The following is a 14,681-nucleotide window of genomic DNA, read 5'->3' on the forward strand; positions in this document are numbered from 1 at the left end:
TATATTGTTTAATTGACTGTTGTGACAGCAAAATTAATAGCTATTTTAAGCTATATTGTTGTATGAATACATTGTATATTTGTATAAAAACATTCTGATGACGCAACGATTTTATATTACCAAGAATTTAGATGTATTTGAGTTCGATGCAGAAAAGGAGTGGGGCTATCCAAAGCATAAGCACCATTTTTTTGAGTTAACTTTTGTTTTAAAGGGAAGTGGAAAACATGTTTTAAACGAAAGTGTTATTGATTATAAGGAGGGAGATTTGTTTTTTTTAACTCCAAAGGATGAACATGAGTTTATTATTGGAGAACCAACAAGGTTTGGGGTGCTAAAATTTACAGAACAGATGTTTTTAGAAAAGGCTACATTTTCTACAAGTACTTATTGGAGAAAGAATTTAGAAGCAGTAATTTTTCATCAGAATATTGTTGCTAAAAGTGTAATTAGTTGCGCAACAGATAAAGAGCAACTCTTTAGGCTTTATCATTTGATAAAAAGTGAATTGCATAGTCCGTTAACCTATAGTCGTAATGTATTATCTGAGTTGTTTGGAGCTTTGTTGATTATACTGTCGAGAAACTTAAAGTCTACATTAAAAAATAGCGGACATGTTTACGATAAGAATAAGGTTGATTTAATATTGACGTATATACGACAAAATGTACAAAATAAAGAGCTTATTAAGGTTGATGTTATTGCAGAAACGTTTCATTTATCACCAAACTATGTCGGTATTTTTGTAAAGAAACATACAGGTATATCCTTACAGCGTTATATAATGGAAACCAAAATAAAAATGGCAGAAAGCTTGTTAAAACAAAGTAGTTTAAGCATAGGTGAAATTGCTGAGAAAACAGGTTTTACAGACTCAAGTCATTTTAATAAAACATTTAAAAAGTACGCGGGTAAAAATCCGAGTGAATATCAGACTTCAAAATAAATATACGTGTATTAAGTCGCTTATAGCGCTCAAGCCTTCATAGGCGAACAAATTTCTATTAAAAAACCATTAATGTCTCTTACATAGCCTACTTTTTGTCCCCAAGGCTTTTCTTTGATTGGTTCAAATTCAATAGCTCCCATATCAATCGCTTTTTTAAAATCGGCTTCTATATTTTCAGACACAAAAACCATTTCTATTCCAAAAGGTTTACTAGATGTATTTGCTTTGATGAGTTCTTTTTTAAAGTTAGATTTTCCTAATTCATAAGAGGCAAAAGCAATGGTTGTTTCTCCTGAAATTAACTCACCATAATCATTTTCAGGCGTGATAAATTTAGGGGTAAAACCGAAAGCTTTTTCGTAAAAGTTACTTGTTTCTTTTACATTTTCAACATAAAGTATAGTGTATCCGTATTTCATAATAGCTTTTTTATGATATAAATAATATAAACCTCATTTTTCAGTTTGATGTAAATGTGTTTAGGTACTTAATTGTAGCAAATACAAACCAAATTGAAGGTCCGAAAAAAAAATAGAAAAGTAGGTAAGAACAATTAATTATTTATAATCAATGTTATGGGTAGTATTGTACGAAATGCCAAATCTTTTTAAATAGTCTTCTATTGGTTCTAGTCCCATCTCTTGTCTTCTTTTATTAACAGTTTCTGGCGATTCTAAGTCATATAATTTACCGTTCTTAATTTGACTTCCAAATATTTGAGGTTTCCCCTCATGCATTAAGATTCTATCTTTCATTAGGGCATATTGCTCTTTGCTCAAATCACCATTTTTTACAGCTTTTTCAATAAGAGGAAAATATTTTATTCTATATTTATTTTCAGCGTTATGTTGCAATCCTAACCAGATTGCATTCATTTGTTCCTGCGTTACTTCATTTAAAGTTGGCATTCCGCATTTTTCAATTATACTTATAATTAATTCTTGATTTCTGTGGTCTTCTTTAGCGTACTTAATTAACTCACCTTCTCGTCTAATTTTTTGGTCACTTTTATAGACCTCACTGAGAATTTCACTTTTTTTATTGCAGTCTACTTCTATATAGTCAACAGAGCCAACGTAAGCAAATTTGTCTCTGTTTATAAATAAGAATATAGACACAGTTAATACTAGTGTTATAAAAATGGTTAGGAATACTTTCGTCTTTTTCATTTGTTTTTTCATTAATGTTGACCAAGATAGAACAAAATAAAAAACCGTACAAAAATGTACGGTTGAAAGTAGCTTGTTTTTTAGTTTTCATGCTAAGTTTATGAATCCGCCGTAATTACGGTTATACATTGTTGGTAGCTGGTATTATTAATATTTTAGATTTTAAAAATAGCACCAATATTAAAACTCATGTAAAAATTCTTTCCACTTTTCTGTTCGGTAGAGTCTGTTAATCCAATTAAATTAGAATTTTCAATTACCATTAGAAATTTTGGAGATATTTTGAACTTATACCCAATTCCCCCGTTAATTCCAAATAGTGTTGAATTCGCCAAGTTATTAATATCAACAAATCCATTTCCATCATTATAATCTCCTTCCGCGTTAGTCAAAAATCCGATGCCTATTCCATAATTCACATACCAGTTGCGCTTTGTTCCGAAATGATAATTTACAGTCAATGGAACGGTAATATAATTTGTTCTTTCTGAATATTCATTGTTGAAAATTACAAGGTCAACATCGTTAGTCCCCATTTTTTGGTATACTAATCCAGTACGCAAACTCCATCGGCTGTTAAAAAAATAGTTTCCATAAATTCCCAACTGAATTCCAGAAACAGATGATGAGCCAAACAGGAAAGAGTCTAATTGATAAGATGCACTATATCCAACTATTGGTGTTAACTCGATATTTCCTTTTTCTCTCGTTTGACCAATACATAACAAACTACTTATAAAAAGTCCAAAGCAGATTAAATATTTCATATTTTATTTTTCGATTTTAAATGTGTGTTCTTGGTTTTTACTTGCTTACGGTCTCGGCTATGAACAGTTGCGTGGGTTAGCGCGGACTTTTGCAAGTACACGACAAGCTGAAAATTCCGTAGGAATTTTCAGGATAAGCCTGTAATAGCAATTGTTTATGGCCATTGTTAGCTTGCGTTTATTTTTGTTCAACTTCTATTAAATGGTCTAACAACTCAGGATATAACTCTCTTGATGTTTTCAGTTCATCATTAAATCCAATGTGCTTTTTAGCTCTATCCATATATTCATTAAACGAAGCCTCTCTTCCAAGCATATATAATGAGTATGCCATAGCGGTAAGATGCCATACTTCCATTTTTTTTCCTAAAATACTCTCAACTTCATCTAAATACATTATTGCCTTGTCAAATTCTTTTAATCTTATTTTGCTGTATGCACAATTGGCTATGACCGTATAATAAAAATCATCTGATTTTGGCATTTTCTTGGATACGTATTCAAAAAAACTAAAACACTTTTTATTTTCATCAAGTTTTAGGTATGCTCTGCCAATTCGAACTATGTTTTTATATTCTTTTTGATCTAACAACTTATCTACAAGAATATAGACATCGTCTACTTTCGTTGGGGGATGATTAACTGTTTGATTTACTTTTTGTTGAGTTTCTAACTTGTCAAATTTTTGAGAAATAATTTGCATAAAATTACCCTCGTCTTTATAATCACTTGGCGCAAAAAGAATTTCTCTTTTGAAAATTAAAATGGAAAAAAATAGTAAAGCTATAATCGAAGGAAAAGATATTATAAATATGACAATCATTTTTAATAGTTCATCATTGTCTTTTAAAAAACCTAATGATGCAGCAGTAATTGCTTCTATAAAGAAAACGAAAATTGCAATTATTCCTAGTGGATTATTTGGGTATATCTTTTTTTCCATATCTGTTATTAATGCAAGCTAACTCATTATAAAAGAACTAAAACTACTTTTATCCGGAGTATTACAGGTGATAAACGGAATTCTATAGCTATTTTATTCTTTTTTGTTAAGCGTTAACCAAGATAAAACAAAATAAAAAACCGTACAAAAATGTACGGTTGAAAGTAGTTTGTTTTTTAGCTCATATAAGATAAGTTATGAGGATACCGCAATTGTAATTATATATAGTTGAGTGTGGTTTTAAATTTTATTAGAATTCAGTTTCTTTTTTGCTTTTCGAGTCAATCAGTTCAATTAAATTATTCAACGATGCTTTAATTTTGTCCGAATCCGATTTTTTTAACATCAATTCCGCTTTATTTTTCATTCCGCTGTAATTTGCATTTGAATAACGTTCAATCAAGGCTGGAAAGTATTTGTCAATTCCATCTGCAAGTTTATTTTTTCCACTTTCTGTAAATGCCTTTTCGTTATTTATCTCGTCTAAATAAATTAGATAGTTGTTTATTAGTGTTTTAATGTTTGAGTTAATATTGTTCTTAACTCTTGATGAATTTGGGTCGTCTGCATTTTCCTTAATTTGGTCATTTCCTAATTTGAAATATTTTAGTTGAAGTTCTAAACCAAAGTGCCAAACAGCAAGCATCTCTTTATCATATAAATATTGGTCTTTTCTGTTAAGTGCATCGTAGATGTTATTCATATCTTTCCATTCGTTGAAGAACTTTTCTGCAACGTTATTTCTATGTTTTAACCCTAATTCATTGTCATCAAGTACAATATTGAAATTCTGTTGGTCAGTTAGTTTTTCTACGATTATTCTTGTTTGTGGGTCGTCAAAAGTTGGCAGTTTTTCATCAGCTTCATATCCATAGTTAAGTTCTAAAACTGCATCATCGTAGTCATTTAAGTCCCAGTAGCGTTTGTCAAGTGGAAATTTGTGTTTTTCAGTATTGCAATTAGTAAATGTTATGCTGATTATAGCAAAAAGGATAATTCTAATCATTAAATTCTATTTTGGGTTCTTTATATTCAGTGAGCAAATTTAATAAACTGTCAACTTCTTTTTCATACCTTTTTTGTTCGCTCAAAACATAACTATGAAAAGTGTCATAATCATATTGTCTTTGGAAATTTCTTTCGTCTTGTTCAGCTTGTCGAATTATTTCCTCGATTTTTTTTCCATTAAACTTATTTAGTTTAGATATTTTTTCTTTCGCTTTTCTTGTGAACAATTCGGTTATTTTAATATGGTATTTTTCATGTGCTAGAAGCTCTTTACTATTCGTATTCTTTTTGTAAACAAATGAGCGTGAAGGGTGAAAAAATGACTGGATAGTTACGGTTTTATCATCAATTTCGCTTTCTATTGAAGTAACAACGTATGCAAATCTTTCATTGCCGTAAAGTGATTTTTTGAAAAACTCAAGACCTCTGAAGTTTTCAAAGGAAATCTGTTCGTATTTGTCAAAAGTCAATGGTTTTTCATAATTCAGATAGTTCGTGTGGCTTAAAAGTCCAAATCCGATTATTACAGGAATGATTATCATAACACTATACTTCAAGAATTTTTTAAACTTCTTTAGCGGAATTGTATTTCCCCCTTTATTTTCCTTTATAGCAAGATATAATTGATAGAAAACAGGTGAGAAATAAACTAGAAAGATTAAAGTAATTATTAAATATTCATTCATTACATGATTTGGTTGGTTTTAATTGCCTAGAATTGTTTTATATGGCCGTTAATTACAGATTTGATTTTCATTAAAATTACTGTTTTACATAGGCTTTAGTAATTCCAAGTGGATTCAGTTTACCCTGAGCGAAGTCGAAAGGTAGTCGAAACCATCGTAATAGCGGTTATATGTTATTGTATATAGTATTTTTATTCTTTGCATATTATTCCGTTTTGCGAAATTTTTTGCCCTTCGTTTGTCGTCATTGTTGCTTTGTAATACAAACAGTTATTTTCAATTTTTGTTTTAGTTACAACAATTCCCTTATTTTCATTTACCCACTTTTTATTCTCGCTCAATTCCATTTTTGAAGAATCATAAGTCAATCGATAAGTACAATCGTCAATCCACTCAATTACTTCATGCTCAGGAACACCATTTCCGATTCCGTTTTTCCATTCGGTTTGAGTGTTTTTTTCTCTAACTACAATCCATTTCTTGATAGATAAATCTCGTTTATCAGTCATTTCTATTATACTGTCACTTACTTCAATTGTATATTTACTTATTTCTTGAGTTTGTGGAATATAAAATTTTCCAATTTTAAAATCCTCACAAGTCAATTCTTGCGCATTGGTTTTTATTACGGTAACAAGAAATATTGTAATTAAGATTGTATGTTTTTTCATTCGATATTTTGTTTGTCAACAGCTCCGGCTATGAGTAGTTTCGTGGATTAGCACGAAACTTTGCAAGTACACACCAAACTGAAAATCCTTGCGGATTTTCAGGATAGGCTTGTAATAGCAATTGTTTATAGCCATTGTTAGGCACGTATTTTATTCGATTAATTTTTGAGGATAAACTTTTCTAATTTCAAGCATTTCTTCTTTAGTCAGACTATCCAATTCTTTGCTATATATTTTCTTTGCAAGTTGAGATCTTAATTTTTTGATTTCACCTACGATTGCGTTTTGAACATCAATGTAAGTTTTATACATAGTTTCCCTTTCTGCCTTTAAGCTTATAATTGATTCCGATTTATTCTTTTCTTCGTATTCTTTTATTACAATTTTCAGTTCGTCAATATCTACTTTCTTTTTATTTGCAAAAATTTGATTGTTTCCATCGATGTATATGTTTATAGCTTTACTTAAATCGTATTTGGTATCGTTTTCTTGAATTTCTGGAAGTTTCCTAATTAATCCATCATCGTTGACATAAGAAATGGTGTCGAATAAGAAAAACACACTCATTTTATAATAGTCAAGTTCAAAGTCCTCAGAATTCAATACAGTTAAAATTCCTTTTGCTACTGTCGAAGGTGAAAAATTATCAGACTTTTTAAGTGAATCAAATACTTTTTGCAATTCATTACTTTTAATGAACTCACTTTCTTTCAATTCCGATTGGCATTTAATAAAGGATTCCAATTGAGGCATTCCGATATCAATTATTTTGTCCAAAAATGATTTGGATGGATTATAGTTAAAATCGTTTTCCTCAATTATCTTTTCAAAGATTGCAACATAGCTTTTACCACTACTATCTTTTAATATTTTTTCATTTATAAGTAGTTGCTCAAATCCAGTTAGTGCTTTTTTGAATTTTGTTCCATTATCCTCGTAATTTTGATAAATACAATTCATTAATTTGTCTTCAACTCTCAATGTTTGAGAATTGCAGGAAATTGTAAAAATTCCAAAAGTCAAATATGTGAATATCAGTTTTTTCATATGTTACCTAACGTTCCGGGTATGTTGTCGTTACTGACGTTAGGAAGCTATGCAATATACCCTTTGTTATGTGCTGGGCTTTTTTAATTCGGACTAAATCGGTTAAATGATTGCCAATATTTGTCCTTATAAATGTCAAAGTCCAGTTCGATTTTAGTTATATATTCTTTTTTTATTTTGTGTAATACTTTTGATGGCTTTCTGAATTCGATACAGGCGAAATATACTTCTCGAATAGAATCTGCAGTTTGTCTTCCAATGTTTAAATAACCGTCAGAATCTTTTAATTCGTCCATTATTTTATCCTCAATTTCGTTGAGAAGTTGATAAGCGGAATCGGAAGGCATTCCGTTGTTATTTTTTCCATCATATTTTATTTCCATTACTGCAATCCAAGGATGAGAAGCTTTACTGTCCCAATTCAATAAATCTGTGTTGATTACCGCAACTAATGGAAGTCCGTTTTTTAAAGTCGCTTCGAGTCCAGAATAGTTATCGTTTTCTGTGTTGTGTCTAAAGCCTTTATATTTTTCAACAAACTCTTTTTCTCGCCAAGTCAAAAACTCTTTTAGTTTTTCTAATGGGATTAAGTCCGAAGTGGCATCTTTCGGATTAATTATATTCACGTTGTCAATCGTGGTAACTGAATTCAATTCACCAAGAGAATTATCTAAAGCAAGATAAACGCCATTTGTCATTACAGCTCTGTTTTCTTCGCTGAAATCTTTGTGAGTAATCGTAATGTCAATCTCGTCTGGCATTTGTTTATGGTCAGTTGAATAAAAGTCCATTTTAGTTTCGTCAAATTTATATCCGTCCATTTCAATTCCGTATTGATTTAGGTCAGACGGTTGTTTGAGTGCAGTAATTTTCCAATTATTCATTTTCGGTGCTGACTGAACCAATTCCTCAACAAATACAATATTTTTGATTATTCCATCGGCTGTCAATATTAACTCCGCTTTGTTGTCATCATACATTCCTGCAAGAAACCAAAATCCATCTTTCAATTCATTGAGTTTTGGTGCGAGTTTGTCAAAAAACACTTTGTTGATATTGCCTTGTTCCTTAAGAACTTTATGAAATTTCTTTTCGTTCTGCTCAAACCAATTCCAAAAGTCAGAGTATGAGTTTATAGGTTTCTCTTTTACACTAAATATTGATTTTAAAAAACTCATATTCTTATTGGTTCGGATTTTTTTCTTGCTTGCACATAACTTGTTTATATAGATGTAAAATACATCGTTATACAACCAAAAAGGAGTTATAAGAGTACTTTACTGTTCTTTTATATTTATTGCTAAGCTTACTTGTTTTGAAAAAAAAGGAAGTCTACAGCAATTTTATTCTTTTTTTGTTAAGCGCTAGCCAAGATAAAACAAAATAAAAAAAAATGTACGGTTTAAAGTAGTTTGTTTTTTAGCTTTCAATAAGTAAGTTATAAATTCATTCGGAATTATGGTTATATATTGTTAGGTGTTGGTTCTTTTTCTTTCGTATCGCTTTATTTTTGTATATGCTTTATGTCTGAAATTTTGACTGTGTTTTTTATTTTCAATCAAATAATTCAGTTTGCTTTTTAAGTCATTATCAATTTCATTTTCGTCCAGCCATTCAATTCCGAGTTCAGCCCAATAGGTAGAAATTCCGAAACTCAGTCGTATTATTTTATTCACTAAATCCGATAGTTTTAAATCAGCTTTTAAATCAGCCGACTTGATTTTATGGTTAATATATGAGTTAAAATTAGCTCTTGTCATTTCGAGTATTGGTAGAATTCCAATTCCGCCACCTTCATCGAGTGGTTTTAGCCCTTCGGCTGTATCGGCAAACCAATTTCCGTCATTATCAACTCCAGCAAAATATCCGCTATTTTTTATGTCGAAAATAGGTGTCCATTCAATATGTTTTCTGTCTTTGTTTTTTTTCATATCAGTTTTTCGATTTGAACCTAAAGGCTTCGATATGATTAGTGCGGGAGTAGGGAAGCACTTCACTTTCGGTTGCCATCAAGCGAAAACAAACGTTTTTACTTTTCTACCAACTCAAACAGAAGCTATTTTTTCCGTCTTCTCTATCAATTTCCATAGAACCTGTTTCCGCTCCATATGTCCAATGTCCCGTAAATCTAAGCTTTATTGGGTCAGAATCTTTTGTTATTGTCATATTGCTTATTTCCCAAATTCTTGTCGATTCATACCCTTTTGTGTTTCTTGTATCTGTATCCAAAGTCCACTTGATTTTTCCATTTTCTATTAAGGTAATAATTGGAGAAAGTGTGTCATTTCGATTCTCTAAAATCAGTTTGCCATTGTCTGAAAGGTCAAATTGCTCCGCATTTTCAGTTAATTTAATTTGGTCAATATGAATAGCTTCAAAAGGTCCATCACCCATTCCGCAGCCATTACTGAAAGTGTAAATAACAAAGCCTACAAATCCAACATATCCAATAATTCCAATTCCGATAATTGAAGCAGTCCAAATCAAAAATTTCTTTAAGGTTTTATTCATTTTCTAATGCACGTCAACGGTCTGGTATAACTGTCAGTTAGGGTTAATATACGTTAATTTTCGGTTAAGCACTGATGTTAGCAATTTCCGAGTGGATTTAGCCTGCCCTGAGCGAAGTCGAAGGGTAGTCGAATCCGCCGTAATTGTGGTTATACATTGTTAGCAATAGTTTATTTTTCATTAATTTCAAAGTGAGAAATCTTTTCTTGAATATATGGAGTTAGTTGTTCAAGAATTTCGCCTAAATGAAATTCAATTTTAGAAATTTGTTCATTCAAATTTTCAATTGTTTTGAGTATTTTTTCTTTTTTCTCATTTTTTAAGTATTCAGTTAATACTTCTCCAAAATCAAATAATCCATCTCCGTTAATTAAAGTAGAGTCAATATCTTTTATAGATTCAGATTCAAAATCTCCTTGATGAATTATTTTATTTCTATTGGATTTTAATTCTTTAAACTCATTTTCTAATGCCTTTAGTTTGGTAATTAATTCAGACTCTTTTAAAATTGTGTTTTCAGTTATACTATATACATTACATTTTCTTTTAGGTATCCCTAGTCTTAGTGTATGATTTAGTAAAAGAGTTATGTAATCAATGATTGATGCACATTTTATATGAAAACTTTCTATGTGATGTCTATAATATTCGATTTCACTTATTCCATTTTCTAAGTAATGTTCAGGGATAGGGTCAATACTTAAATAAGTTTCAATAAATTTCAAATTATCAATGGCATTTTTAATTGTCATATAATTGACAAATACCTCTTTTAGATATTTTTCTTTATCACTTCCAATGTTCGCAAATTCTTGTTGCGTATCAATGGCAATTTTCATATGTGCTGAATAAATTTTAGCAACATCATCTACTAAAGCAGCAGCGAAAATATCTGTCTTATTCATGTTTTTTTAGTTATTGCTAACGGTTTTGTGTATGATTTTTTTGTGGGAAAAGGAGGGAAGTCCTTTTCCGATATTGCGGAAAGATAATTAATAAGATTGAATTTCCGCCGAGGAAATTAAGCCGCAATTAATTATACACGGTGTTGTGCGTAGTTTTACTGAAAATAGATTGTTATTAATGAACCTATTGCTCCTCCAACAATTGCAGCGATAATTGCCATTGTTAATTCTACACTTTTCACTCTTCTTGATTCCAAAAAATTCAACAATTCGGTAGTTTGCTTAATTGGATAATCTTGATTTTCTTCCATTTCTTTGTCTATGAACTTTTTAAAATAGACATCCTCGTCTATCAAAAAAGTTTGGCTATAGTTGTTATGGTAAAAATTATTATCGAAAATACTTTGTCCCTCGAATGTTGCTAATCCAATAAAGAGTTTTCCTATCAATCCTTGTCTTTGGAAAAACTTTTTATAAACTCCAACAATGCCTTTAGATTTTTCAATTTTTAATAGCTTATGAACATTCTTTTGTATTTTGTGCCATTCACGCATTTTACTAACTCTTCCTTGTTGGTATGCATAATAAAAGCCAAACTCGTCAACAATTGATTCGGAAAAGAATTCCATTGCTTCATCAGCATTTTGAAATTCTTTTTTGTTATAGTAAACGGTTAGTTTATTATATCCTTTCTGGATAAATTCATCCGTTTCAAAAAACCAATCTCTTTCATCGTCTTTTTTAGGAATTAAAAAGCAGTCTAAATGAAATGGACTTGGTCCTAAATATTCAAAGCGGATATATTCGTGTTTGGATTTTTTAAATTCCTTTTTTAGATATTCTCGAACAAGTTGAACTGCGGTTGATGGGTCTGTGTTTTCTGTTGGATTTAAACTTTCAATTATTGCAACTGGAACATAAAAATTACTTGATATTTTTATATTAAAATCTTCTGTGTATGTTCTTAAACGTCTCTTTTTTACTCCTTTTAATTTTGCTTGTTTTTTAAACGGAATGTGTAAATTAAAGCTAATATCAAGAATTAATGCTCCTGGAAAAGAACCTTTGTCTTTTTGAATATTAACAGTCTTTTTTGTTATCTGTTCATTATAGGTAGGGAACTCATCATCGGTTTGTATAATCAATTCAGTTAAATTAGGAATATTAGATAATTGCTTTTCCAATTCCGATATGTATTCTGAACCTGAAAATTTAAATGGCGGTTTTTTCTGTACACCGAAATTGAAACTGCCTATTGCGAAATATTTCCTTTTGCTCATTTTTGTATTATTGACAGTTTCTAAATTTTATGATTTGAAAATTTCTCAAATTACACACAACTCGTTATAAGAGAATAAAAACTACTTTTATCCGGAGTATTACAGGTGATAAACGGAAGTTTTTAGCAATTTTTTATTCTCTTTATTAAGCGCTAGCCAAGATAAAACAAAATAAAAAACCGTACAAAAATGTACGGTTAAAATGATGTTTTCAATATCGATAAGTACCCTTACTGTACAAAATTACGTTGACGTTTCGCCTCAAAAGTTAAGATAGCTGCGGCAACCGATACATTCATAGAATCTATTTCTCCTTGCATAGGGATGTTGATATTCTGAGTAGCTTCGTCTCGCCAAACTTGCGTTAATCCTGTAGCTTCGGTACCTACTACCAAAGCAGTAGCCTTTGTATAGTCGTTTTTATGGTATTCGTTTGAATTTTGTAGGGTAGCACTGTAAATATGAATGTTATGCTCTTGTAAGTACGCTATAATATCTTCAGAAGTACCTGTAGCTATCTGATTGGTAAACACACAACCCACACTAGAACGTATGATATTAGGATTGAATAAATCCGTTTTAGGGTTGGCAATAAAAACAGCATCTACCTTAGCAGCATCGGCGGTACGTAACATAGCACCAATATTCCCTGGTTTTTCAATACCTACCATAACCAATACGAGTGGGGTAGAGGTATTGAATTCAATAGCGTCTAAATCGAAGTTTTTAGCTTTTACTACAGCAATAATACCTTCGGTAGTATCACGATAGGCTAGTTTTTGATATACCTCTTTTGTTATTTCTATACAATTAGCAGCCTTATTTAGAATTTTGTTTACACTTTCTTCGGTAAACATATCAGCAACAAACAGCAGGGTGTCTATTTCATAACCTCCTTTAACAACTAACGAAATTTCGCGTTGTCCTTCTACTAAAAACAATCCTTTTTTCTTACGTTCTCTAGATTTCTCTTGAAGCTTTAAAAGTTCTTTTATATAGGCGTTTTGTGTACTACTAATCTGTTTCATTTGCTATGATATCTGAATACAAAAGTACTATTCTGTTTTATAATAAAAGACCATCTTACTAAAAGAAATAATTACTAGCTATAGCTGTTGTTAGGCAAACAACAGTACTGTTGCCCAACACCAAACACCACTGTTGTTTCACACCAGATGCTACCGTTTGAACCTTCAATAAAACCAAAATTTGGGGTGTACTAGCTTGTATTAAGTTTCGTACAGCAGCGCATGCTTATGGGCACCGCCAAAGGGTTTATTACTCCGAGGCTTGCCTCGAAAATCAAGAACTTTTTTTCTATAAATGCTTCGTGAGTTTGTTCCGAAGTAGTGTACTATTCGTGCATAAAAAAACATCATTCTTTTTACGGAATGATGTTTTTAAGTTCTACTGATGAGATTTTGCTATCTCCTTCGTTAAGGATGGTGTTTATTGGTTTTTATACTTATTAGCATAACGCTTCCATAATTTTGTTTGATGCGATTCTAGGCTGATTTTTCTTCCTTGTATAAAAGCGTCTTTTAAAATATTGGTACGCATATCTAAAGCATCGCCTTCAGAAATAAATAGGGTAGCATCTTTACCAACTTCTAAGGTTCCTACATTGTTGTCAATACCTAAAATTTTAGCATTGTTTTGAGTAATTAATTGCAAGGCTTTTTCTTTACCTAACCCGTAAGCAGCATACGTTCCTGCATAAAATGGCAAGTTACGTGTGCTCATACGTTCCATATCTCCTTCCATACCCAAACCAACTAAAATACCTGCATCGGTTAATATCTTAGCCGCTCTAAAAGGCCTGTCATAATCTGCATCTTCACCATTAGGCAAACGGTGAGCGCGTTCTAAAATAACAGGTACATTGTTTGCTTTTAATAAGTCAGCAACTTTTTCAGCCTCTTGTCCGCGAACAATCACGATGTTTTTAACGCCTAATTCTTTACAAATATTTACAGCATCAGTAATTCCTTTTTCACCTGATACGTGTATAAACATTCTTTGTGTACCGTTTAAAATGCCTTGTAAAGCCTCGTATGGTAAGTTTTTAGGTGTTTTGTTACCTGCTAGGTAGCTTTTTGCATTGGCGAAAAATTCTGTAAGTTTATCAATGCTTTTTTGATAGTTCTGATTAGGCTTTAAGCCTGGATCTTCCCCCATCCACCAACGACCTCTCGAGAATACCTGAGGCCAGTTCATGTGAACACCATCATCGGTTTTTATAGTTGCATCTTCCCAGTTCCAAGCATCTAATTGTACTACCGAAGAGGTACCAGAAATAACACCACCACGTGGAGCAATTTGTGCCATTAATACGCCGTTAGGACGCATGGTTTCTACTACTTTACTTTCTGCATTATAAGCAATAATACTACGAATGTGTGGTAACATTGAACCTACCTCATCAAAGTCTCTTGTTGCACGTACAGCATCAATTTCAGCTAAACCTAAAGAGGTGTTTGCTGCAATAAAACCTGGGTATACGTGTTTTCCTTTGGCATTGATAACAGTTCCCATACGAGCAATTCTGCTATTAGCATTTCCTACATGAGCTATTTTACCGTTAGAAAACATGATTAAGGAATTTTCAATTACTTCTCCGTTTCCTAAATGCGCTGTAGCACCTTCAATACTATAAGCTTCAGTTTGCTTGGGTGCTGGTGTTTGTTGCGCTATTATGTTTCCTATACATAAGAAGCATATTATGTTGTATATATATTTAATTTT

General features: G+C 31.5%; 16 protein-coding genes. 1 reads left to right on the plus strand and 15 read right to left on the minus strand.

Features of this window, described 5'->3' with window-relative positions:
• Positions 1 to 97 precede the first annotated feature (97 nt).
• The gene (locus tag V1T75_RS00525; protein WP_330486607.1) at positions 98 to 946 is read left to right on the plus strand and encodes an AraC family transcriptional regulator; all 849 of its coding nucleotides are present in this window, start codon (positions 98 to 100) and stop codon (positions 944 to 946) included.
• Between the two features lie 29 nt (positions 947 to 975).
• Here the strand turns inward: V1T75_RS00525 and V1T75_RS00530 are convergent, their stop codons facing one another.
• The 15 genes from V1T75_RS00530 to V1T75_RS00600 form a co-directional block, all read right to left on the minus strand.
• A complete protein-coding gene (locus V1T75_RS00530; RefSeq protein WP_330486608.1) occupies positions 976 to 1,368 on the minus strand; it encodes a VOC family protein in 393 nt (130 codons plus the stop codon).
• Positions 1,369 to 1,506: 138 nt separating this feature from the next.
• Positions 1,507 to 2,118: a DUF6624 domain-containing protein gene (locus V1T75_RS00535; protein ID WP_330486609.1), complete on the minus strand. Its 612-nt coding sequence runs from the start codon at positions 2,116 to 2,118 to the stop codon at positions 1,507 to 1,509.
• 155 nt (positions 2,119 to 2,273) lie between these two features.
• The gene (locus V1T75_RS00540) at positions 2,274 to 2,885 is read right to left on the minus strand and encodes an outer membrane beta-barrel protein (protein WP_330486610.1); all 612 of its coding nucleotides are present in this window, start codon (positions 2,883 to 2,885) and stop codon (positions 2,274 to 2,276) included.
• Between the two features lie 178 nt (positions 2,886 to 3,063).
• On the minus strand, positions 3,064 to 3,828 hold the full coding sequence (locus tag V1T75_RS00545) for a hypothetical protein (RefSeq protein ID WP_330486611.1): 765 nt from the start codon (positions 3,826 to 3,828) through the stop codon (positions 3,064 to 3,066).
• Positions 3,829 to 4,078: 250 nt separating this feature from the next.
• The gene (locus V1T75_RS00550) at positions 4,079 to 4,834 is read right to left on the minus strand and encodes a hypothetical protein (protein WP_330486612.1); all 756 of its coding nucleotides are present in this window, start codon (positions 4,832 to 4,834) and stop codon (positions 4,079 to 4,081) included.
• The gene (locus V1T75_RS00555) at positions 4,827 to 5,522 is read right to left on the minus strand and encodes a hypothetical protein (protein WP_330486613.1); all 696 of its coding nucleotides are present in this window, start codon (positions 5,520 to 5,522) and stop codon (positions 4,827 to 4,829) included. Before V1T75_RS00555 ends, V1T75_RS00550 begins: the two co-directional genes overlap by 8 nt.
• Before the next feature lie 191 nt (positions 5,523 to 5,713).
• Entirely contained in the window at positions 5,714 to 6,193 is a 480-nt protein-coding gene (locus V1T75_RS00560; RefSeq protein WP_330486614.1) for a hypothetical protein, read from the minus strand.
• 150 nt (positions 6,194 to 6,343) lie between these two features.
• The gene (locus V1T75_RS00565) at positions 6,344 to 7,240 is read right to left on the minus strand and encodes an ExbD/TolR family protein (protein ID WP_330486615.1); all 897 of its coding nucleotides are present in this window, start codon (positions 7,238 to 7,240) and stop codon (positions 6,344 to 6,346) included.
• Positions 7,241 to 7,323: 83 nt separating this feature from the next.
• A complete protein-coding gene (locus V1T75_RS00570) occupies positions 7,324 to 8,418 on the minus strand; it encodes a DUF695 domain-containing protein (protein ID WP_330486616.1) in 1,095 nt (364 codons plus the stop codon).
• Between the two features lie 294 nt (positions 8,419 to 8,712).
• Positions 8,713 to 9,171 (minus strand): hypothetical protein, encoded by a 459-nt coding sequence (locus tag V1T75_RS00575; protein ID WP_330486617.1) that lies wholly within the window; start codon positions 9,169 to 9,171, stop codon positions 8,713 to 8,715.
• 106 nt (positions 9,172 to 9,277) lie between these two features.
• Complete coding sequence (locus V1T75_RS00580) at positions 9,278 to 9,727, minus strand: hypothetical protein (protein WP_330486618.1); 450 nt, start codon at positions 9,725 to 9,727, stop codon at positions 9,278 to 9,280.
• Between the two features lie 194 nt (positions 9,728 to 9,921).
• Complete coding sequence (locus tag V1T75_RS00585; RefSeq protein ID WP_330486619.1) at positions 9,922 to 10,656, minus strand: Cthe_2314 family HEPN domain-containing protein; 735 nt, start codon at positions 10,654 to 10,656, stop codon at positions 9,922 to 9,924.
• Positions 10,657 to 10,811: 155 nt separating this feature from the next.
• Positions 10,812 to 11,936, minus strand: coding sequence for a hypothetical protein (locus V1T75_RS00590; protein ID WP_330486620.1), 1,125 nt, complete (start codon positions 11,934 to 11,936; stop codon positions 10,812 to 10,814).
• A gap of 230 nt (positions 11,937 to 12,166) precedes the next feature.
• Positions 12,167 to 12,964 carry a TrmH family RNA methyltransferase gene (locus V1T75_RS00595; protein ID WP_330486621.1) on the minus strand — a complete coding sequence of 266 codons (798 nt, stop codon included), beginning with the start codon at positions 12,962 to 12,964 and terminating at the stop codon, positions 12,167 to 12,169.
• Positions 12,965 to 13,385: 421 nt separating this feature from the next.
• Complete coding sequence (locus V1T75_RS00600; RefSeq protein WP_443082038.1) at positions 13,386 to 14,678, minus strand: amidohydrolase family protein; 1,293 nt, start codon at positions 14,676 to 14,678, stop codon at positions 13,386 to 13,388.
• Positions 14,679 to 14,681: the final 3 nt, after the last annotated feature.

The sequence above is a fragment of the Tenacibaculum sp. FZY0031 genome (assembly GCF_036350695.1).
In the GTDB taxonomy this organism is placed as follows: Bacteria; Bacteroidota; Bacteroidia; order Flavobacteriales; family Flavobacteriaceae; genus Polaribacter.

What these genes read in the sequence shown, in the direction of transcription:
- V1T75_RS00525 (WP_330486607.1), top strand. Translation starts at nt 98, where the DNA reads ATGACGCAACGATTTTATATTACCAAGAATTTAGATGTATTTGAGTTC.
- V1T75_RS00530 (WP_330486608.1), bottom strand. Translation starts at nt 1,368, where the DNA reads ATGAAATACGGATACACTATACTTTATGTTGAAAATGTAAAAGAAACA.
- V1T75_RS00535 (WP_330486609.1), bottom strand. Translation starts at nt 2,118, where the DNA reads ATGAAAAAGACGAAAGTATTCCTAACCATTTTTATAACACTAGTATTA.
- V1T75_RS00540 (WP_330486610.1), bottom strand. Translation starts at nt 2,885, where the DNA reads ATGAAATATTTAATCTGCTTTGGACTTTTTATAAGTAGTTTGTTATGT.
- V1T75_RS00545 (WP_330486611.1), bottom strand. Translation starts at nt 3,828, where the DNA reads ATGGAAAAAAAGATATACCCAAATAATCCACTAGGAATAATTGCAATT.
- V1T75_RS00550 (WP_330486612.1), bottom strand. Translation starts at nt 4,834, where the DNA reads ATGATTAGAATTATCCTTTTTGCTATAATCAGCATAACATTTACTAAT.
- V1T75_RS00555 (WP_330486613.1), bottom strand. Translation starts at nt 5,522, where the DNA reads ATGAATGAATATTTAATAATTACTTTAATCTTTCTAGTTTATTTCTCA.
- V1T75_RS00560 (WP_330486614.1), bottom strand. Translation starts at nt 6,193, where the DNA reads ATGAAAAAACATACAATCTTAATTACAATATTTCTTGTTACCGTAATA.
- V1T75_RS00565 (WP_330486615.1), bottom strand. Translation starts at nt 7,240, where the DNA reads ATGAAAAAACTGATATTCACATATTTGACTTTTGGAATTTTTACAATT.
- V1T75_RS00570 (WP_330486616.1), bottom strand. Translation starts at nt 8,418, where the DNA reads ATGAGTTTTTTAAAATCAATATTTAGTGTAAAAGAGAAACCTATAAAC.
- V1T75_RS00575 (WP_330486617.1), bottom strand. Translation starts at nt 9,171, where the DNA reads ATGAAAAAAAACAAAGACAGAAAACATATTGAATGGACACCTATTTTC.
- V1T75_RS00585 (WP_330486619.1), bottom strand. Translation starts at nt 10,656, where the DNA reads ATGAATAAGACAGATATTTTCGCTGCTGCTTTAGTAGATGATGTTGCT.
- V1T75_RS00590 (WP_330486620.1), bottom strand. Translation starts at nt 11,936, where the DNA reads ATGAGCAAAAGGAAATATTTCGCAATAGGCAGTTTCAATTTCGGTGTA.
- V1T75_RS00595 (WP_330486621.1), bottom strand. Translation starts at nt 12,964, where the DNA reads ATGAAACAGATTAGTAGTACACAAAACGCCTATATAAAAGAACTTTTA.